Genomic DNA, 20,200 nt, shown 5'->3' with positions numbered 1-20,200 from the left:
CTCTAGACGATTGGATTGAAATGCAGGGGTTATTGAAGAGAGTGCTGATGCTCGCTGATCAACATGTCGATCTTCTCTTCAGCACGATTGTGCGCGTCAACGTAGCTTTCATCTGCACTAAATGGTTCAACCACTTCGTAGTAGCACTTCAGCTTAGGCTCGGTTCCAGAAGGGCGAACCACAACACGTGAACCGTTATTAAGGTGATAAATCAACACGTCACTGATTGGGAATTCTAAGGCTTTCTCACTGCCATCTTCGAACGTTTGCTTGGACAGTTTGAAATCCTCAATACTCGCGATTGTCTGACCTGCAATTGTAGAAGGTGGGTTAGCACGAAGCGTGTCACCAATTGGTGGCGCAGAAGGGTCAAGAGCGATGCTGTGTTGAGCATTGATCACCATGCCATGCTGTCGGTAAATCTCTTCAAGCTGATCCCAAACGGTTTTGCCTTGCGCTTTTAAGCGTGCAGCTAGTTGAGCAAAGGCAACCAAAGCGGTTAGGCCGTCTTTATCCCAAACCAATGTACCTACGGTATAGCCCAGCGCTTCTTCGTAAGCGAAAAGGAATTGCTTATCTTCCGTTTGTTCTTGCATAGCGACGTTAGTCAGCCATTTAAAACCCGTTAGCGTTTTGTAGAACGTGCCGCCCGCAGCTTCCGCCACTTTGGCTAGAAGGCTAGAGGAAACAATCGTTGCACCTACTAACTTTTGGTTATCTTGCGCTTGATTAAGCAGGTAGTGACCAAACAACACACCAACCTGATCGCCCGTTAACATTTGGTATTCGCCATCCGCTTTTCTTGCAGCTGCTGCAAAGCGGTCTGCATCGGGGTCATTCGCACAGGCTAATTCTGCGTTGTGCTTCTTCGCTTCTGCTATCACTAGATCCATCGCCCCTTTTTCTTCAGGGTTAGGGAAATTAACGGTTGGGAAGCTGCCGTCAGGTTCGCGTTGTGCAGCTACGCTGTGTACTTGTGTAAATCCAGCATCGGCAAGCAGCGTTTCAGCCATATTTGCGCCAACACCGTGCATAGCTGTGTAGGCAAGAGAAAGACTCTCGGCTTGTTGCGATGGATCGCTTTGCAGTAATGGGCTGGCGTTTGCGGTGTCGCGGTAGGTTTGGTAGTAGTCGTCTTTCAGCCAAACGAGCAAGCCTTTTTCTTCAGCTTCTTCTAGTGGCATAAGGTTAAGAGGTTTTTGAGCCGCATCGTCGATTTCCGCAGCAATACCTGAATCGTGTGGTGGAATGATTTGAGCGCCATTATCCCAGTACACTTTGAAGCCATTGTATTCTGGTGGGTTATGGCTGGCTGTGACAACAACGGCGGCAGCTGTACCAAGGTGTAGGACACCAAAAGCAACAATCGGAGTGGCAGCAACATCGTGAGTTAAGTAAACCTTGATGCCTTGCGCGGTAAGAGCGGAAGCGGTGTCGTGAGCGAATTGTTTCGAATCAGGGCGACCATCGTAGCCAATGACAACGCCTTTTTCTGCTGCACCTTGTTGTGCTTTTAACAGGTACTGGCCAAGACCCGTCGCGGTTTCTTGAATAACCAGTCGGTTCATGCGGTTAGGACCAGCACCGACAACGCCGCGTAAACCCGCGGTACCAAATTCTAAACGTCCTTTGAATCGGTCTGCAATTTCTTCAGAGCGGTTTTCTTTTTGAAGTGTATTCAGCTCTTCACGTGTACGAGGATCTGGGTCTCTTTCCAGCCAGCTTTTCATCAAATCGTTCATCGTTTTTTCCTGTCAAAGGGTACTTAAATAGTATGTCTCTAAATTAATTGAAATCCATCAATGATTACACCATTTTTTGTGGTTTAGGTCTCACGATGTGGTCGCAATCGATTAAATCGCGATGAATTTTTTTTGAAATTTTTTACACAAGATATTTCAGCAAATCATAAGCAACAACAGGAGTAATAAAAGACAAATTGGGGATCAAAGTCTAATTCCAAAATGGAGAGGGTCGTTTAATTCTTGAACAATTGCCGCCAAGAATCTAGGGTTATTAACAAAGCCATAACAAATAGTTAGCACTTTGGAAATAATCCCAAAGTCGCATGGCATGCGTTCCATCACATTACTGTGTGGAAATGCGAAGTAGATCACCGTCTATAAAAACACAAACGGATTTGGACGGCGATCTGATGCTTATGAGGTATTCACGCTGCGCTACCAAGCGTGTCTAGCCTGTAAGCGGAAACAGAGGAGAGATCTTTTGAAAAGATTAACGTCTTTGTGTTTATGGGGTGCGCTAATCCCAACGGTGGCATGGTCTGGAAGCCAATACAATATGACAAGGGGTGTAACCCGAATCAGTGAGCAGGTCTATGACCTTCATATGCTGATTTTTTACATCTGCTGTGCCATAGCGGTTGTCGTTTTTGGAGTCATGTTTTACGCCATTTTCAAGCATCGTAAATCTCAGGGCGCTGTAGCGGCGAACTTTCATGAGAGTACGAAAGTGGAAATCATATGGACTGTGATTCCGATTCTAATATTGGTTGCGATGGCAGTACCTGCCACCACAACGCTTATCGATATGGAAGATACCAGTCAATCCGATATCACGGTGAAAATTACCGGCTCTCAATGGAAGTGGCATTACAGCTATTTCGGTGAGGATGTCGAATTTTTTAGCTTGTTAACTACATCCTCCAAGCAGATTGAGGGTGATGAACTGAAAGGGGCTAATTACCTCCTTGAAGTCGACAATCCGCTTGTGCTTCCCATCAACCGGAAAGTCCGCTTTCTCTTAACGTCCGACGATGTTATCCACTCATGGTGGGTGCCAGATTTCGCCGTAAAGAAAGATACGATTCCAGGGTTTATCAATGAAGCGTGGACCAAAATCGATGAACCGGGTGTTTATCGTGGTCAATGTGCTGAGTTGTGTGGTCGGAACCACGGCTTTATGCCGATAGTGGTGCATGCCATGGAAGAGAAAGAGTTCGATGAATGGTTGGTCGCTCAAAAATTGGTGGCGAAGCAAGCAGCTGAAGCGGCAAAAGCCGCACTTTCTAAAGAGCTTTCTATGGATGAACTCATGGCAATGGGCGAGCAAGTGTACAACGACCGATGCGCGGTATGTCACCAGGTTAATGGGCTGGGTGTTCCGGGCGTTTTCCCTGCAATGAAAGACAGCCCTGTGACATTAGGTGATGTAAACAATCACATTGATGTTGTACTTAATGGGGTGGCAGGAACAGCCATGCAAGCATTTGGAAATCAGTTAACCGATGAGCAAATTGCCGCAGTAGTAACGTACGAGCGAAATGCTTGGGGTAATGACAAAGGCGATATGGCGCAAGCGTCAGACGTGAATACTTTGCGCAGCGAGGAGGGACAATGAACAGTTCAACCGATGTAAATTCTCATGAAAATGATCATGACGATCATCATGCAGCGCCTTCAGGGCTGGCTCGCTGGGTATATTCGACTAATCATAAGGACATAGGCACGCTGTATTTGTGGTTCAGCTTTGCGATGTTTTTAACCGGTGGGTTCATGGCGATGATCATTCGCGCCGAATTGTTCCAGCCTGGCTTACAGTTAGTTGACCCGCATTTTTTCAATCAGATGACGACGGTTCACGGATTGGTGATGGTATTTGGTGCGGTGATGCCAGCCTTTACCGGACTGGCAAACTGGATGATTCCGCTCATGATTGGTGCGCCAGATATGGCTCTGCCACGCATGAATAACTTGAGCTTCTGGATATTGCCTTTTGCGTTTCTCATTTTAATCAGTTCGCTCTTTATGGAAGGTGGCGGTCCGGACTTTGGTTGGACGTTCTACGCGCCATTGTCGACGACGTATGGACCAGATAGCACCGCATTGTTCGTGTTCTCTGTTCATATTATGGGTATCAGTTCCATAATGGGGGCGATCAACGTGATCGTGACCATTGTAAACATGCGTGCACCGGGTATGACTTGGTTCAAGCTTCCAATGTTTGTTTGGACATGGCTAATCACGGCGTTTTTGTTGATAGCCGTAATGCCCGTGCTGGCCGGCGCCGTTACTATGGTTTTGACAGACAAGTACTTTGGCACCAGTTTCTTTGATGCAGCAGGCGGGGGTGACCCTGTGATGTTCCAGCACATTTTCTGGTTCTTTGGGCACCCCGAAGTGTACATCATGATTTTACCTTCCTTCGGGATCGTATCGGCCATCATTCCTGCTTTCAGCGGTAAGAAGCTGTTTGGCTATCATTCCATGGTGTACGCGACGTGCAGTATCGCGCTGCTTTCGTTTTTGGTTTGGGCGCACCACATGTTCACCACGGGGATGCCGGTATTTGCCGAACTCTTCTTCATGTATTGCACTATGTTGATTGCGGTGCCGACAGGGGTAAAAGTCTTCAACTGGGTGGCGACGATGTGGCGGGGAGCCATGACCTTTGAAACGCCCATGTTGTTTGCTATCGCATTTATTGTGCTGTTTACAATTGGTGGGTTCTCGGGATTGATGTTGGCGATTGTGCCCGCTGACTTCCAATATCACGATACCTATTTCGTGGTGGCGCACTTCCATTATGTTTTAGTTTCCGGAGCCGTCTTCTCGATCATGGCGGCTGCCTACTACTGGCTGCCTAAATGGACAGGTCACATGTACGATCATCGGTTGAGCTTATGGCATTTCTGGTGCTCGGTGATTTCGGTGAACGTTCTGTTCTTCCCAATGCACTTTTTGGGATTGGCGGGCATGCCTAGGCGGATTCCCGACTATGCCATTCAGTTTGCAGACGTGAACCAAATAGTGTCGATTGGCGGATTTGCGTTTGGCCTGTCTCAGCTTATTTTCCTCTGGTTGGTGATTAAATGCATCAAAGGAGGCGAGAAAGCCGAGGCTCGGTCTTGGGAAAGAGCGGAAGGTTTGGAATGGACAGTACCAAGCCCAGCACCTCATCACACATTCAGTCAGCCGCCTAAAGTTGATTGATCGGAGAGGCAGCGATGGATACGGAAAAACCTTCAAATCGCAAACTGACAGGCTGGCTTTTGCTTGGTGTACTAGGCATGTTCGGCTTTGGGTTTGCCTTGATACCACTGTACGACATTATGTGCGAACAGCTTGGTATTAACGGTAAACCCAACAATGAAGCCGTGAGCAGCCCAGTAGGCATGCAGGTGGATACCTCACGTGTGATTCGTGTTGAGTTCATGGCACATGTAAAACCTGATATGCCGTGGACGTTCATACCCGCTAAAAAGGTCATGGATGTACACCCCGGGCAGGTGATTCAAACACGGTATATGGCGACGAATCTCAATGGTTCATCATTGATCGGTCAAGCTGTTCCTTCGATTGCTCCAGGAAATGGCGCGGCGTACTTCAATAAAATTGAGTGCTTTTGTTTTAATCGCCAGCCATTGGAAGGGAATAAAAGCGCTGAACTGCCCGTGATTTTCTATATTGAGCCGACGATTCCCGACTCTATCCATACGCTGACACTTTCCTACACGCTATTCAATATCACAGAGCCAGAAGAGAAGAAAACCGTGGCTCTAATTTCACGCTCAGAAACGGATCAAGGAGCGGTGCAATGACAACACAACACCAAACTTATTATGTCCCCTCACACAGTATTTGGCCGATAGTCGGCGCGGTTGCCTTGTTTTTTATTGCAGTCGGCGCTGGCGTTACTGTACAAAATTTAGAAACCGGCAGTGTGTTTGGGAAAGTCTTTCTAATAGGCGGATTTGTCGTTTTTCTGGTGATGTTCATCGGATGGATGCGAAACGTGATTGGTGAATCTTTGTCGGGTTTTTATTCCCAGCAAATTGATATTTCCTTCCGGCAGGGCATGAGCTGGTTTATTTTCTCGGAAATCATGTTTTTCTGCGCCTTCTTTGGTGCGCTCTTTTATGCCCGAATGATATCCGTTCCGTGGCTCGCGGGTGCAGATAACAACCAAATGACTCATGAAGTGCTTTGGCCTGCCTTTGAAGCTATGTGGCCACTCACTCTAACTCCCGCAGGACAAACAACAGAAGCGATGGGATGGCAGGGCTTACCTTTGCTCAACACCATCATTCTTCTTACTTCCTCCATCACGCTCCATATGGCGCACACCAGCTTAGAGAAAAACCACCGAATGGCGCTGGTGGTGTGGTTGGAAATCACCATTATTTTGGCGATTGCGTTCTTGTTTTATCAGGTGGAAGAGTATGTTCACGCCTATCAAGAAATGGGGCTGACGCTTCAATCTGGCGTGTATGGCAACACCTTCTTCCTGTTAACAGGTTTCCACGGCATGCATGTGTTGATGGGCACTATTTTCTTGGCGGTGTTACTGGCGAGGATTGCGCACGACCACTTTACACCTGAAAACCATTTCGCGTTTCAAGCGGGGAGCTGGTACTGGCACTTTGTGGACGTGGTTTGGCTGTGTCTATTTATCTTTGTGTATGTGCTTTAGACGCTCTACCCCGAATGAGTAGAGCTGGCGTTAGTAAGGTCTAGGGTTGGGTTCAATCCAGCCCGCCTGAAGCGCAATGAGCAAAAATACGATAACCAAAGCGGAGAAAATTAAACGGCGACCCAAGAAGTGACTGGCAGGCTTATCGCTTTTGCCTTTTACCATCACCACTAAAGCGCGACCAAGGTTGAAGATAATGAAACAGAGTGTCAAGACCAGAACGAGTTTAAACAGTGAGGCTGCCATGTTGTCTCCCTGGGTTGCGTTGACGTTAAAACCAAAATTTTGGTTCGCCCTAATTCTCACTTTGGTGGTATTTACTCTGCTGATCAAGTTGGGCTTTTGGCAAATGGGACGTGGTGAGCAAAAGTTAGACTACGAAAAGGCATTAGCCCAGCGCGCGACGATGGCACCGGAGCCTCTAGATACCTTGCTTAAAAGGGCAAACGATATTAGTCCCAATCTCGGTCAGGAATATTTAAGTGATGCTCAGCAAAGCCTAACCGGAGCAAAAGTGAAAATGGATGTTATGCCTGTTTCGCATCGTACGTTTTTGCTTGATAACCAAGTGTGGAACGGACAAGTGGGGTATTTGATGCTTCAACCAGTGAAAGTGACATCGGGTTATCAGGGCAACGGACGCTATGTGCTGCTAGAGCTCGGGTTTGTGAAGGCGGGGCATGATCGCCGTATATTACCCAGTTTTACAGAGCTAACCCAACCTGTGTCGCTGGAGGGGAGGGTGTATCAAAAACAAAGCAACCCTGTTAGTGACAAGCTTCATGCAGAAAGTGGATGGCCAAAACGAATTCAAAACCTGAATTTGGAGGCATTGGAAGGAGAGCTTGGGCTTCCTTTACTGCCTTTTGTTATTCAGCCCAGCAACTTAAACCTTGAATACCCTCAGCCTTGGCACCCAGTTCCAATGTCTTCTCAAAAACACTTTGGGTATGCGTTGCAGTGGTTTTCGATGGCATTAGTTTTTGCGCTCATTATGGCGTTGGTGCTGCTTAGAGCACTCAATATTCGCCTGATACCCAAGGGAGAAAACGATGACAGTTCAAAACATGGATAGAGATTCTGCACCCAATGTAAAGCGTGGGCGCATCATTTTACTTGCGCTGGTGGGGTTGTTTGCGATGCCAGCCATTGTTGCCAAAGTTATTTTGGAAATGAATTGGTATCAACCCGGGGTGACAAATCAGGGGGTTTTGGTTGAGCCAGTTAGTTACTTAACCGATTATTCCATGGGATCAGAAACTGAAAAACAATGGCAGCTTGGCTATGTTCTACCGAAAGAATGCAATGCATTGTGCCGTCAGCAGTTGCACTTACTGCAACAAAGCTATGTATCCCTAGGAAAGTACCAAGAGCGCGTTAAACCAACGGTATACATTCACCCAAATAGCGATACGTCGGTACTGCAGGATTACAGCTTTAATCGCGTTAAATCTAACGACAAATTTCTTTCTGATTTCAACACTAATGAATACATCATTGTAGACCCGCGAGGTCAATTGGTTATGCATTACCCGAAGCAGCTTAACCCTGAATTACTAGTACAGCAGAGTAAGGGGTTAATTGCCGACTTTAAGAAACTATTGAAGTTATCTCGCGTGGGGTAAATCAAGGATAGGGGGCGCATATGAATATCATCAGACTGATTCAAGTAAGCCTGATTCTGACATTTTTGGTTATCTTAATGGGCGCGTACACGCGGCTAGCTGACGCGGGGTTGGGTTGCCCAGATTGGCCGGGTTGTTACGGTCATCTTAGTGTGCCTTCGACAGATAAAGCACTTTCCACCGCCAAACTCCTCTACCCAGAAAACGAAGTCGAGCCTTATAAAGCTTGGTTAGAGATGATTCACCGTTATTTGGCGGGAACGCTTGGACTGGTTGTTTTTGCCATTAGTTATTTGACGCTTCAATCTCGCCATGGCGGGCGGGTGATTCCGGTTTCACTGTCGCTGCTCATCGTCTTTCAGGCGGCGCTAGGGATGTGGACAGTAACGCTCAAATTGATGCCCGTGATTGTCATGTTGCACTTAATGGGTGGGTTTACCTTATTTAGCTTGTTGTTTTTGCTCTACTGTCGCCTTAAACAAGAAGTGGGCTACGAACTTAATGACATTGCACACTTTACGGTGAGCGATGGAAACCCCTCTTCAATAACTTCTCCGCATGAACCTATCGTCGTCAACACACCAATGCTGAAACTTTTGGCTTCTTTCTCTCTTGCAGTGGTCGTTCTTCAAATCTTTCTAGGGGGGTGGACCTCTTCCAATTACGCCGCATTAATGTGTACGGAGTTACCCATTTGTGAAGGGGATTGGGTTGGCTACTTGAATTTTTCTGAAGCCTTTGATTTCCGCCAAGAAGGACACACAAATTATGAGTTTGGGGTCTTGGATTATGGGGCAAGAATGACCATTCACGTTACGCATAGAATCGGAGCGGTAGTGACATCTGTCGTGTTGATGGGGTTGGCGTTTCAGTTGTTTCAGCAAACGCATATTCAGCTTCGCAAGGGAGCGTTTATGTTAATGGTGTTACTCGTCGCCCAAATTGGACTTGGTATGAGTAATGTTTTATTGAATCTCCCATTACCTGTAGCGGTGGCGCATAACCTTGGTGCGGCACTTTTACTGTTGTGTACGATTTACATCAATTTCCATGTGTGGCGCAGTGTGTCACAGCCTCTTATGGAACAAGAGCGAGGGCTTTGAGTATGGATAAATCTCTTTCTAGAGCAGGAATAGAAGGCGCGTCGTGGCAAGATTATTACAAGCTCACGAAACCTAAAGTCGTTGCTTTAATGCTACTGACGGCAGTGGTAGGAATGATTTTGGCAATAAAAGGGCAGTTTCCCGTTGTGACGGCATTGATCGCATTAGCTGGGATCGGATTAATGGCGTCGAGTGCAGCGGCATTTAATCACCTAATTGATCGCAGAATTGATGCCATAATGGCGAGAACTTATCAGCGCCCTTTGCCCTCTGGGCACGTTAAAGCCGTCAACGCGTTTATATTTGCGATTGCGCTCGGTATCGCTGGGTTTATCGCATTGTACTGGTGGGTGAATGAGTTAACGGCTTGGCTGACTCTAGCAAGCTTGGTGGGTTATGCGCTGGTGTACACCTTGTATTTAAAGCGAGCAACGCCTCAAAATATCGTGATAGCCGGAATTGCTGGTGCTATGCCTCCTTTACTTGGATGGACGGCGGTCACCAATGAATTGCATTCCCATGCTTGGCTACTTGTGATGATCATCTTTATCTGGACACCTCCTCATTTTTGGGCGTTAGCCATACACAGGAAGGACGATTATTCACGTGCTGATATTCCCATGCTGCCAGTGACACATGGTGTGGAATACACTAAAACCAGTATTTTGTTGTACACCGTCCTGTTAGCTATTGCATGCCTATTCCCAGTTTTGGTTGGCATGAGCGGCCTTATTTACTTAGTCGTATCAAGTCTCTTAAGTGCTGGATTCATCTATAAAGCGTGGAAACTGAAATATCATGAGGAAGAGGGTGATGCCATGAGTACCTTCATCTTCTCTATCTATCAATTGATGTTCTTATTCGTGGCTCTACTGGTGGATCATTTTCTACGTTAGTGAAATTAATGATTTTCCAAAAAGCTCAATTCTGATGCTGCTTTCATTGATTCTTTAGTTCTTCTTTGAGCTTGAAACTTTAAGCTCAAAGAAGAAATTTCCAATAATTAGGGTGGTTATGTAAAGAATTTACACCGTTCTCTTGTTGTGTTACTCCTAAAGAAAGCGATAATTTTGTTTAATTATTAGTGCAAAATGTGTTTCCACGTCACCCACCCTTACTGATAGATTTCACACGAAGCCAACGAAACTATCGGACAATAATTTAAATGAGTGTGAAATCTAAGCTGGTAACCGCAATCGGTTGCTTGATCACGTTTACAATTCTTGTGACTTCCGTCATTGGATATTTTGAATTCAAAACGGCCACAACCGACGACTATCGTAAGAACCTTTCAGACAAGTCATTTTTAGTTGCGAAAGCCGTCGAAAGTAAAATGAATAAATACTTCACGGCATTGGAAACGACAGGCGCAGGTATAACGCTTGATAGTGCCGGTGTACCTGTTATCAGCGACCGTATTCTCGACGCCCTTAAACACGGTAAGCAAAGCTTAAAAGTGTTGAACATGTATGTCGGTTTACCCGATGGCACAACGTATGACGTTGATGGTCTTATTCCTAATTTCAATGCTAAACAAAAGCAGCGCGAATGGTTTATTAAAGGTTTTAGTGGTGCGGAACGTTCGGTAACTAACCCTTATCTGTCAACGACAGGGGACTTAACCATGTCGGCTGTGATCCCTTACCGCCGAAATGGTGAGATTAAGGCTGTAATTGGTCTGAGTTTAAAGATGAGCGATATCACCGACTACATTAATGAACTCTCGTTTGAGCCAAACCTATTTGTGTCACGCGCTGATGGTTTCTTAATGGCCGCCAGTTACCCTGATTTTGTTGGTAAGAACATCTATGAGTTACGTCCAAGCTATCGTGAATACGGCACTCATAAAAGCAGTGAGCACTCATACAATGTTCCTGATAAAGGTGACTTTTACGTTGTGTCTTCCCGAATTGATTCATTGGGATGGTCTGTTTGGGCTTGGGCCTCGTGGGACGATATTAACGAACCTTCGAATACCATGGTGAAGATCAACGGGATTGCTGGTCTTGTCTTTGCTGTTATTGGTATCGTTGTCGTGTATGTCGCGGTCGAAAAGTTGATGTATGGTCCAATTGGTGGTGAACCTAAAGAGATTGAAGAGTTCGTTAACCGAATTGCTAGTGGCGATTTAACGATGATTCGCCCACTTCAAGGAAGCGAAACGGGGGTGTATCGCTCGACATTGCTCATGGGGGAAAGCATTAAGCAGATCATTGGAAACATTAATACCTCGTCTGCCGCCCTTACCGATTTATCTGGTCAGCTGGAATCTTCTTCAAATCAGGTAAACCGCTCATCCGAGTCTCAAATGATGCAGCTAGAACAAGTGGCAACCGCAATGAACGAAATGACAGCAACCGTTGCTGAAGTAGCCCAAAATGCAATGCAAGCATCGACTTCTTCCAACGATGCAAGTGAGTCTTCCACTCAGGGGCTTGGTGTCGTTAGCCAAATGAACACAGACATCAACTTGCTGGTTAATAATATCGAAAGTGTTCAATCTTCGATCTTGGAAGTTGAAAAGGAAACAATGAATGTTGGTGGGATTCTAGACGTTATTCGCGGTATTGCTGAACAAACCAACCTGCTCGCTTTGAATGCCGCTATTGAGGCTGCCCGTGCTGGCGAACAAGGTCGTGGTTTTGCTGTGGTGGCAGATGAAGTTCGTAACCTTGCCAACAAAACTCAGGAAAGCACCAATGAAATCCAATCGATGATTTCAGTGCTTCAAGAGCAAGCGAAACAGTCTGTGAGTTTAATGGAAGAAAACGCTGAAAACGCTAAGAAGACCTTAGTAAAATCGGACGAAGCAAGTCAATCACTGCAAGTGATACAAGAAGAAATTAGCAAAATTCAAGACATGAATAATCAGATAGCCACGGCAGCGGAAGAGCAGTCTCATGTTGCGACGGATATTAATGAAAACGTGGTGAATGTGAACGATCTGGCTCGCAGCACTGTTCAAGATGTTCAGGGGAATGTCCAGACAGCGTTGGAATTGAATTCCGTTTCCAGCGAATTACAACGCTCGGTGAATCGCTTTAAAGTTTAAAGCCAACTAACCTGAACTCGGGATAACAGATTGCTTTCTAATGGCTCTTTTTACTTATTACTTCGTTGAACCCCCTCCCAATAACCCGTTATTGGTTCGTGGCTTCGCCTTGTCTAAAGCAAAAATGGCTCATTAGAATTCATCTGTTGGAAATCCGCCTGTATTTGAATAGATTAGCTAACCCCTTATCCTGAGTTCAGGTTAACTAGTTCAGCAGACTCTACCGCATTAACGTTTAAAAGCCCCAAATCTGGGGCTTTTTGTCTATCTGTATCTAAGCGTTAGGCTTCAATTATCACCCTAATTGTTTGCCAGATACTTGATGACCGTATCGCGCAATGTTTCTTTGTATGGCGGTGAAATAAAGCTGGCTTCAATAGCATTTAGAGAAAACTGCGCTAACTCCTGCCGCGATGGATTGAGAGCCTCTGAGACGGCAAGGAAGTTATCCGTCATATAGCCACCGAAGTAGGCTGGATCATCCGAATTGATGGTAACGCACACGCCTTTTCTGAGTAGGTCGACGATGTTGTGCTGACTCATATGCTCGAATACTTTTAATTTGGTGTTGGAAAGCGGGCAGACAGTCAATGGAATTTGGTTTTCGACGAGTCGCTGAACCAGTGCCTCGTCGTCAACACAGCGAACGCCATGGTCGATTCTTGATGTCTTTAGCATATCCAAGGCATCAATGATGTTTTGTGCGGGTCCTTCCTCTCCAGCGTGCGCTACCGTTAAGAAACCCTCAGAGCGTGCTTTTGCAAATACTCGCTCGAACTTTTCTGGTGGATGCCCAACTTCGGACGAATCCAGACCGACACCGATGATTTTTTCTTTGTAGGGTAACGCTTCTTCTAAGGTGTTCAATGCAGCTTCTTCATCGAGGTGACGCAAAAAACACATGATGATTTGACTGCTGATTCCAAGCTCTGATTCCGCTTTATCCAGTGCTTTTGAGATACCGCTGATAACAGTGTGAAATGAAATGCCTCGGTCGGTGTGGGTTTGAGGATCGAAAAAGATCTCTGTATGCACCACATTGTCTTGCTTGCATCTCAGCAAATATGCCCACGTAAGGTCATAAAAATCTTCCTCTTTAACCAGTACATTGGCTCCCTGGTAATAGATATCTAAAAAGGATTGCAGATTATGGAAGTGATACGCGTCTCTTACCTCTTGAATACTGCTAAATGGAATGGAAACCTTGTTGCGTTTAGCCAGTTCAAACATTAGTTCTGGCTCAAGAGACCCTTCAATATGCAGATGGAGCTCTACTTTTGGGAGGTGCTGGATAAATGCTTTCATAGAATCTCCTTATGTTGTGCTTACTGATTATTGCAAGGTATTTACTTTGAAGCCTCAGCTTAGTTTAGATTCAATATGATGAGAAAAGTTGAGAGTCACTTTGGTGTTGGAGATCTCATTTACGTTTTTAAAAGAGTATTAAAAAAAAACCAGCGATATCCGCTGGCTAAGGAAATAGAAATGAAATTGCTAGTCAGGAAATGACCCCCGTATCCCTTGCAATTCGTCGAAGTTTTCAAGAAATATTTCGGTCAGTTTAGGATCAAAATGTTTCCCTGCTTCTTGTTGGAATAATTCGAAAATTTTGTCACTTGGCCATGCATCTTTGTAGCAACGCTTGGATGCTAGAGCGTCAAAAACGTCGGCTAGTGCTGTAATACGAGCTTCGATTGGAATCGATTCGGCTGATATTTTATTCGGGTATCCTGAACCGTCCCACTTTTCGTGATGGTGACCAGCAATGTTTGCTGCGATATTCAAGATCTCTAGGTTAGAACCACGTAGGATCTCTGCACCAACACTGGCATGAGACATCATGGTAACCCACTCATCAGCATCGAGTTTCCCAGGCTTATTGAGTACCGCATCGGGAATGGCAATTTTGCCAATGTCGTGCAGCGGAGAGGCGAGCTTAATCTTTTCACATTGCTCTGGTGGTAAGCCATATTTTGAGGCAAGAAAACGCGATATTTCGGCTACCCGCTTAACGTGGCTCCCCGATTCTTTTGAACGCGTCTCCACCACTTCCCCAAGGCGATATGCAATTTCTTTTTGGGTATCACGAACCTCATTAAGCAAAATGACTTTTTCGTAAGCGATAGTGATGTTTCGGATGAATATATCGAGTATTTCAATGTTTTCTTCAATGCTGCTTCTTGGGCAGTGTACGATCAGTAGACCAACGCTTTTATTCACTTTGACTGGAATGAGAAATTCTTCGTCTTTAACTTGAATAAAGCGATCTTTGGTGCTGGTGACATCATCAACGGAGCAGGATATAAACTCATCCAGTTCTTTACCAATGATCCCTTCGCCACCCTCGGAAGAAGCGACAACTTGCCATTTCCCTTCCACTTCCTGTGCAGCAAAATTAAACGCGTGAACTTCGCCAAGATGCAGCAAAGCAGAAAGTTGAGAAAGGATCCCGTCTAGCCAATGCCCGCCATCTCCTTCAACCAAAATAGATGCTGAAGAATTGATGATCGTATTCAGCCCTTTCTTGGTGTTTTCGATCACCATAATGTCGCGATAAGAACGCAACGCTGCACAAAGGGTGGTGTTTAGTTTTGTCGCCGTTAGCTCTGTTTTGTTTTTATAGTCATTAATTTCATACTTTTTAATGACTTCGGATTCAGGAGCATCACCAGGCTGACCTGTACGCAGAATGATTCTGCTGGTTTTGTTCCCTTGTTCTACACGTAACCAGTCGACAAGATCAAGCCCGGCATGGTTCGATTCCATAACAACATCGAGAAATACAACGGCGATATCGTCGTGTTCTACAAATACCTCTTTGGCTTCTGCTGCGGAGTATGCGTTTACAAAGTTAAGTTTTCTTCCCAGATACTCGAAGTCGTTGAGAACAAACTGGGTGACTTTATGAATGTCAGCATCGTCATCGACGATTAAGACCTTCCATGTCTCACGTTCTTCAATTTCCGATTCTTCTTCATGATCTGAAAAGAGGAATTGATCATCATTTCCCATCATTGACCCCATAACTCAATCTATTTCCATTTCACGCCCCCTTTTTGCAATCCAAAATGCTGTATACAAGTTGGAGAGAAAAGGCAGCGCAAAAAATCATCCGTCTGAAACAAGTGTAGACAAAGTTTTCATTTAAAGCACAAATTCTAATTCGGAGTGAATTGACGAGGCAGAAAGCAGGAGCATAGCTCTGATCGTACAAGGAAATTTACTCACGATATCAAGAAAATCTGATTTCACTGTCTATACTATTTAGAGCGTTAGGTATTGAGCATATAGCTCATAGGTTGGGTGTAATTTGAACATGGGGTTGGCGTGGCTATATTCAATAGTTTGAACTTTAAATATGTTTACGTTAATCAACTAGATGCATCATGTATGGATGAGGAAAGTCGATGAGTTCAGGTGTTCCTAATAATAGTTCGGACACTTCTAGCACGAGTAAGTCTGATGGGATCATTTCAACGTTAAAGACAATGAATAGGCACAGCTTCGCTGTTCGATTACTGATCTATATTGTTTTGTGTACGTCTGTACTTGCGGTCACTATTACGGCTGTACAACTTTACTGGGACTATAAAAAAGAAGTTCAACTTCTTCAAGATTCCATCAGCTCGTTAGAGCAAAGCTTAACTTCCTCGATTTCAAATAGCTTGTGGAATTTGGATGAAGAGCAGATGTTGATTCAAGCAAACGGTATTTTGAACGTTTCTAGTGTTGAGTACGTCGGAATCTTTTCATTTCACAACGGCACGCTTAACTCCGTGGTAGAAATTGGAGAGCAAAGCCCCCTCAATGAGTTAAGCCATCTTTACGATTTGGTCCACAAAGAGGAAAAAATTGGTGGGCTAAGAATTGAGGCATCTTATCAGCTGATATATGGAAAGCTTTGGGAAAAATCCATCGTTATTCTTCAAACTCAATTAGTGAAGATTTTTCTTGTCGCGATGTGCGTTCTTTATGTGGTTTATCATGTCGTGATCAAGCACATCAATCGTATTTCCTCTTTCGTGCAAGGGCACAAACTGGACAGCAACGAATCGGGCGATTTGTTGAGTTTAGATAGAAGTAATCATCAAGATGAGCTGGATACGTTAGTCGAATCTATTAATGCTTTATACCATCGTATTGATTCGGAGCTCGGCAAACGTAAAAAGATGAATAACCAGCTTGAATATGAGCGTGATTTTACCCGTGTAATTATTCAATCCTCTCCTTCTTTGATCTGTTCTTTAAATGACCAATTTGAAATTCAACTGGTTAATTCTGAAGTGGAATCTCTTCTTGGGGTGGAAGAACGTGAGCTGATAGGGAAAAACTGGTTTGGGTATTTTGTGGATGAAGATGTAGAGAAGGAAAGCGAGCAGGAATTGATCGAAAATATTCCCGAATTCGATTTGGTTTTTACAATGCGAGACCAAGAAGGGAAGCAACGGTTTCTACAATGGCGCGTTGTTGAAAATAAAGAGCAAAAGCGAGTCATGTGCTTTGGTATAGACGTTACCGACTTAACGAATGCGGAAAACCAATTGATTTCGTTAAACCGAGAGCTTGAGCAAAAAGTGAAAGACAGAACACACTCTCTAGAAGAAGCGAACCATGAACTTTCCGATACCCTTAGCAAGCTTGAAGAAACGCAAGAATCGTTAATTGAAGCGGAAAAAATGGCCTCTCTCGGTAGCTTGGTTGGAGGGGTTGCTCACGAAATCAATACGCCACTTGGTATAAGCGTTACAGCGACAAGCTTTATAGATGAAAAAGTAAACGTACTGCAAACGGGATTTGAAACAGGGAAGCTGTCTAAAACACAGTTTTCTGGTGCGATAGAGTCGCTAAAAGAGTCTGCTCAAATTCTTACTGCAAACCTTTCTAGGGCGGAGCAACTGGTATCAAGCTTCAAACAAGTTGCTGTTGATCAGAGTAGTGAATCTGTCTATCCGTTTAATGTGAAAGAAAACTTAGAGAAAGTGTTGCTCTCACTGTCTCATGAGCTAAAAGTTGCCAAGGTGAGTGTTGAAGTGGATTGCCCCGATAACATTCATATCGAGAGTTACCCTAGCTGTTACATTCAGATTTATACCAATCTTATTGCCAATAGTATCCGACATGGATTTGATGAATGGAACGGGGATAAGAATATCTTCATACATGTTTCTACTAACGAAGAAGATTTGATTATTCGCTACAAGGACACAGGACAAGGTGTTGATGAACAAATACTTAAGCGCATATTTGAACCATTTGTCACTACCAAGCGAGGAAAAGGTGGAAGTGGATTAGGTGCGAATATTATCTACAACATGGTTAACCAGCTGTTGAAAGGGAAAATAGAGTGTTCTTCAGAGCTTGGACATGGGGCTGAGTTTGTTATTACCGTACCGCTACAACTAGATCTTCAAGATAAGCAAGAATCGGCATAGCTCCAATTCTAGGGACCTAATTCTAGAGACCTGATTCTAGAGATCTAATTGTAGAGCTCTCTTTCTATAGTTCTATTGCGATCATCTTTTGACTGAATGGATGCCATTTTGTTCGAAACTTAATCGAAGATTCAATCTCTGATCGCGCTTTGTCGCATTCCAAACATTTGGTGGCTTCCCTTCGTCGCGAACCCTGTAAACTTAAGGTCATATTAACCGATTACATGCTAGTTTTTCGGCTAAATCTGGGACCAGAATTGGCTCAGAAAGACAGAGCACGAGTAACGTGTCGGAAGAAAGGGACGAGGAAAAAACATGCAAGTCTTAATCATTGATGACGATAACCAATTTGCTGGCGCACTTGCAGATTATTTAGAGTTGAAAGGTGTTGAGTGTGATTTCGCCTACAACGGACAAAGTGGGCTCTCGCTCGCGCTACAAGGCGATACAGATGTCATCATATTGGATGTAAACATGCCCAAAATGGATGGATATGAGGTATGTAGGATGCTGCGAGAAGCGCGTATTCAAACTCCTGTATTAATGATGACCGCGTACGACACGGTTGAAGATGAGCTGGAAGGCTTCCGTAGTGGTGTCGATGATTTTGTTGTAAAGCCTTGCCCGATGCCTGTTGTTTGGGCGAGATTGCAGGCGCTGTCTAAACGCACGAAGCCGAATGTCTCGAGTAACCTATCTATTGGCGATTTAGAACTCGACTTGAATACGCAAGAAGCCTACCGATCAGGGAAAAAATTGAAAATGACGCCCATCGGGTGGCGTATTCTTCATTATTTGGTTATTCAAAGTCCTAGGGTGGTCCCTAGACCTGAATTGGAAAATGCCGTTTGGCCAGATGATCCCGTTGAGCCGGGGAACCTGAATGTACAGCTGAGTAATTTGAGAAAGGTTCTAGACAAACCCTTTGGTTCTCCTCTACTACACACACGCATTAATGCTGGTATTCAGGTGAAGGTATTGGAATGAAAGCGTACTCCATATCCTTGAAAAAGGACCTGATGCAAAAGCTGGTTCTTTTTGGTTTTTTCCTTGTGATCGATATGATCATTATCGCAATGGTTCAATATTCTCTGAGTCTTGAAAAAGTATCGAATACGGCTGCTTGGATGGATGTCCGAGCCATGGTTCGCCACTTAGAGAAGGATCCAGACTCTAGCGTAACAACGCTGTCTTCCACAAAAGTGTATCGAAGCTGGGAAATCCTTCCCGACCACATTAAAAAAACGTTTGGGTCGGCCGAGAATGTTCATGCGGAAGATGAAACCGCGATAATGAAAGAGATAAACGGTGAGGAATACCATATTTCTATTATGTCTCACCTTCTCAGCAATGGGGAATATGTCTATCTTCTCAGTCAATATCCCGTGGAAGACATTGAATGGCTTATTGAAGAATTTGCCAACACAGTTATTGAGCAAAGTATTTGGTCGTTGATCTGTTTTTCTGCCATTTTAGTGCTTGTTGCACTTTGGTGGATGAGAAGTATCGGCGCGCCATTTGTGCACCTTAATCGGTGGGCTTCGACATTAGGTACGCCGAAAGAAGAGCCTCGGCCTAAATATCGATTTACCGAGCTCAACGAATTGGCTAAACAGCTGGAAGATGCCATTGATCGCGTTAGCCGATTCAATGAACGTGAAACCCAGTTTTTAAGACACGCAAGCCACGAACTCCGTACACCTTTGGCAATAATGCAGGCATCTCTCGATACTATAGATGAGCAAATACCTCCTTCCAGACCTTTAAAGCGCGCTCGCTATGCCTTGGATAATATGCAGTCATTAACACAATCTTTGTTGTGGCTTGCAAGAGAATCAGGACAACCGTTAGACAAAACCGATCAGAATTTGCGGCATTGTTGTGAACAGCTGGTGGAAGATTTAAGTTACCTCAGGCAACAAAAATCACTCACAGTTAATGTGAAAGGAGAGAGCCAGCTATCAGCCAACCCCGATTTACTTAATATTGTGCTGAGTAACCTGATTCGAAATGCCTTTCAGTATGCCGAACACGGTGAAGTTGAAATATCAGTGGGTGATGAGGCGGTGCGCATTTCAAACTCTGCGAATTACCAAGGGCGCCAATCCAGTGGCTTTGGCTTGGGGTTAGAGTTGGTGAAAAGGATATGTCAAACGCAGCTGTGGCATTTCGATTTTGCTGCCAAAGACGGGATGGTGCACGTTACCGTTAAGTTCGAGAAAAAAGACATGCTATCGGCATAGATTTAATAGACTCAAGAAAATGGGCTCTCTCACTCGTTACTCAGAAGTATCTTGTGTGGATGTAGGTCACCTGGGTATATACTCAAACCACCTCAAAGTGCAGGATTCAGAGCTCCATCTTCTGTGTCAGTTCAAGGAAAAGAACGCAGTGGAATGACGAGTCCTTTCCAAGTTCTTTGACGATGAAATGGGACAGAAGATGAGCTCCCAAGGGCGAGTTTGCTTGGTTTTCATGCTGCGTAACCAATTCTTGATTTAGAGCCACTAGATCTGCAAATTGGTACCTTGCCTGAAAACCAAGCAATTCTCGCTG

17 protein-coding genes are annotated in these 20,200 nt (G+C 44.7%); 12 read left to right on the top strand and 5 right to left on the bottom strand.

The window, feature by feature from the left end; genetic code table 11:
* Positions 1-29: 29 nt before the first annotated feature.
* Complete coding sequence (locus CW749_RS08095) at positions 30-1,742, bottom strand: phospho-sugar mutase (RefSeq protein ID WP_101111521.1); 1,713 nt, start codon at positions 1,740-1,742, stop codon at positions 30-32.
* A 502-nt stretch (positions 1,743-2,244) separates the two neighbouring features.
* On the opposite strand from CW749_RS08095, the gene coxB reads away from it, so the two are divergent.
* From coxB to CW749_RS08075, 4 genes are read left to right on the top strand one after another with little or no spacing between them, the layout of a single operon-like run.
* Positions 2,245-3,360 (top strand): cytochrome c oxidase subunit II, encoded by a 1,116-nt coding sequence (gene coxB / locus CW749_RS08090; protein ID WP_237322399.1) that lies wholly within the window; start codon positions 2,245-2,247, stop codon positions 3,358-3,360.
* A complete protein-coding gene (gene ctaD, locus CW749_RS08085; RefSeq protein ID WP_101111520.1) occupies positions 3,357-4,952 on the top strand; it encodes a cytochrome c oxidase subunit I in 1,596 nt (531 codons plus the stop codon). The genes coxB and ctaD overlap by 4 nt, the downstream gene beginning before the upstream one ends.
* 14 nt (positions 4,953-4,966) lie before the next feature.
* Positions 4,967-5,560, top strand: coding sequence for a cytochrome c oxidase assembly protein (locus tag CW749_RS08080; protein ID WP_101111519.1), 594 nt, complete (start codon positions 4,967-4,969; stop codon positions 5,558-5,560).
* Entirely contained in the window at positions 5,557-6,432 is an 876-nt protein-coding gene (locus tag CW749_RS08075; protein ID WP_101111518.1) for a cytochrome c oxidase subunit 3, read from the top strand. Before CW749_RS08080 ends, CW749_RS08075 begins: the two co-directional genes overlap by 4 nt.
* A 30-nt stretch (positions 6,433-6,462) precedes the next feature.
* Here the strand turns inward: CW749_RS08075 and CW749_RS08070 are convergent, their stop codons facing one another.
* Entirely contained in the window at positions 6,463-6,678 is a 216-nt protein-coding gene (locus tag CW749_RS08070) for a DUF2909 domain-containing protein (RefSeq protein ID WP_101111517.1), read from the bottom strand.
* Here CW749_RS08070 and CW749_RS08065 point away from each other — a divergent pair.
* From CW749_RS08065 to CW749_RS08045, 5 genes are all read left to right on the top strand, one after another.
* The gene (locus CW749_RS08065; RefSeq protein ID WP_101111516.1) at positions 6,677-7,507 is read left to right on the top strand and encodes an SURF1 family protein; all 831 of its coding nucleotides are present in this window, start codon (positions 6,677-6,679) and stop codon (positions 7,505-7,507) included. The genes CW749_RS08070 and CW749_RS08065 overlap by 2 nt on opposite strands.
* The gene (locus CW749_RS08060; protein WP_101111515.1) at positions 7,485-8,057 is read left to right on the top strand and encodes a hypothetical protein; all 573 of its coding nucleotides are present in this window, start codon (positions 7,485-7,487) and stop codon (positions 8,055-8,057) included. Before CW749_RS08065 ends, CW749_RS08060 begins: the two co-directional genes overlap by 23 nt.
* A 20-nt stretch (positions 8,058-8,077) precedes the next feature.
* Positions 8,078-9,160 (top strand): COX15/CtaA family protein, encoded by a 1,083-nt coding sequence (locus CW749_RS08055; RefSeq protein WP_101111514.1) that lies wholly within the window; start codon positions 8,078-8,080, stop codon positions 9,158-9,160.
* Positions 9,161-9,162: 2 nt separating this feature from the next.
* On the top strand, positions 9,163-10,056 hold the full coding sequence (gene cyoE, locus CW749_RS08050; protein ID WP_101111513.1) for a heme o synthase: 894 nt from the start codon (positions 9,163-9,165) through the stop codon (positions 10,054-10,056).
* Between the two features lie 269 nt (positions 10,057-10,325).
* Entirely contained in the window at positions 10,326-12,212 is a 1,887-nt protein-coding gene (locus CW749_RS08045) for a methyl-accepting chemotaxis protein (protein WP_101111512.1), read from the top strand.
* 300 nt (positions 12,213-12,512) lie between these two features.
* Here the strand turns inward: CW749_RS08045 and CW749_RS08040 are convergent, their stop codons facing one another.
* Entirely contained in the window at positions 12,513-13,517 is a 1,005-nt protein-coding gene (locus tag CW749_RS08040; protein WP_101111511.1) for an adenosine deaminase, read from the bottom strand.
* A gap of 189 nt (positions 13,518-13,706) precedes the next feature.
* A complete protein-coding gene (locus CW749_RS08035) occupies positions 13,707-15,227 on the bottom strand; it encodes an HD domain-containing phosphohydrolase (protein ID WP_237322371.1) in 1,521 nt (506 codons plus the stop codon).
* 392 nt (positions 15,228-15,619) lie between these two features.
* Here CW749_RS08035 and CW749_RS08030 point away from each other — a divergent pair, with 392 nt between their 5' ends.
* The 3 genes from CW749_RS08030 to CW749_RS08020 all read left to right on the top strand — a co-directional run bounded on the left by CW749_RS08030 (position 15,620) and on the right by CW749_RS08020 (position 19,887).
* Positions 15,620-17,644, top strand: a complete 2,025-nt coding sequence (locus CW749_RS08030) for an ATP-binding protein (protein WP_101111510.1) — start codon at positions 15,620-15,622, stop codon at positions 17,642-17,644.
* A gap of 315 nt (positions 17,645-17,959) precedes the next feature.
* Complete coding sequence (locus CW749_RS08025) at positions 17,960-18,631, top strand: response regulator transcription factor (RefSeq protein ID WP_101111509.1); 672 nt, start codon at positions 17,960-17,962, stop codon at positions 18,629-18,631.
* Complete coding sequence (locus CW749_RS08020) at positions 18,628-19,887, top strand: HAMP domain-containing sensor histidine kinase (RefSeq protein ID WP_101111508.1); 1,260 nt, start codon at positions 18,628-18,630, stop codon at positions 19,885-19,887. The genes CW749_RS08025 and CW749_RS08020 overlap by 4 nt, the downstream gene beginning before the upstream one ends.
* 106 nt (positions 19,888-19,993) lie before the next feature.
* Here CW749_RS08020 and CW749_RS28370 read toward each other — a convergent pair.
* Positions 19,994-20,200, bottom strand: a 207-nt coding sequence (locus CW749_RS28370; RefSeq protein WP_237322369.1) for a hypothetical protein, incomplete at its 5' end; no start/stop codon positions are given.

Origin of the sequence: Vibrio sp. vnigr-6D03 (genome assembly GCF_002835515.1) — a bacterium.
Taxonomy (GTDB): Bacteria; Pseudomonadota; Gammaproteobacteria; order Enterobacterales; family Vibrionaceae; genus Vibrio; species Vibrio penaeicida.
Note: the sequence above shows the minus strand (reverse complement) of the source record. Positions and strands in the feature narration are given on the sequence as shown.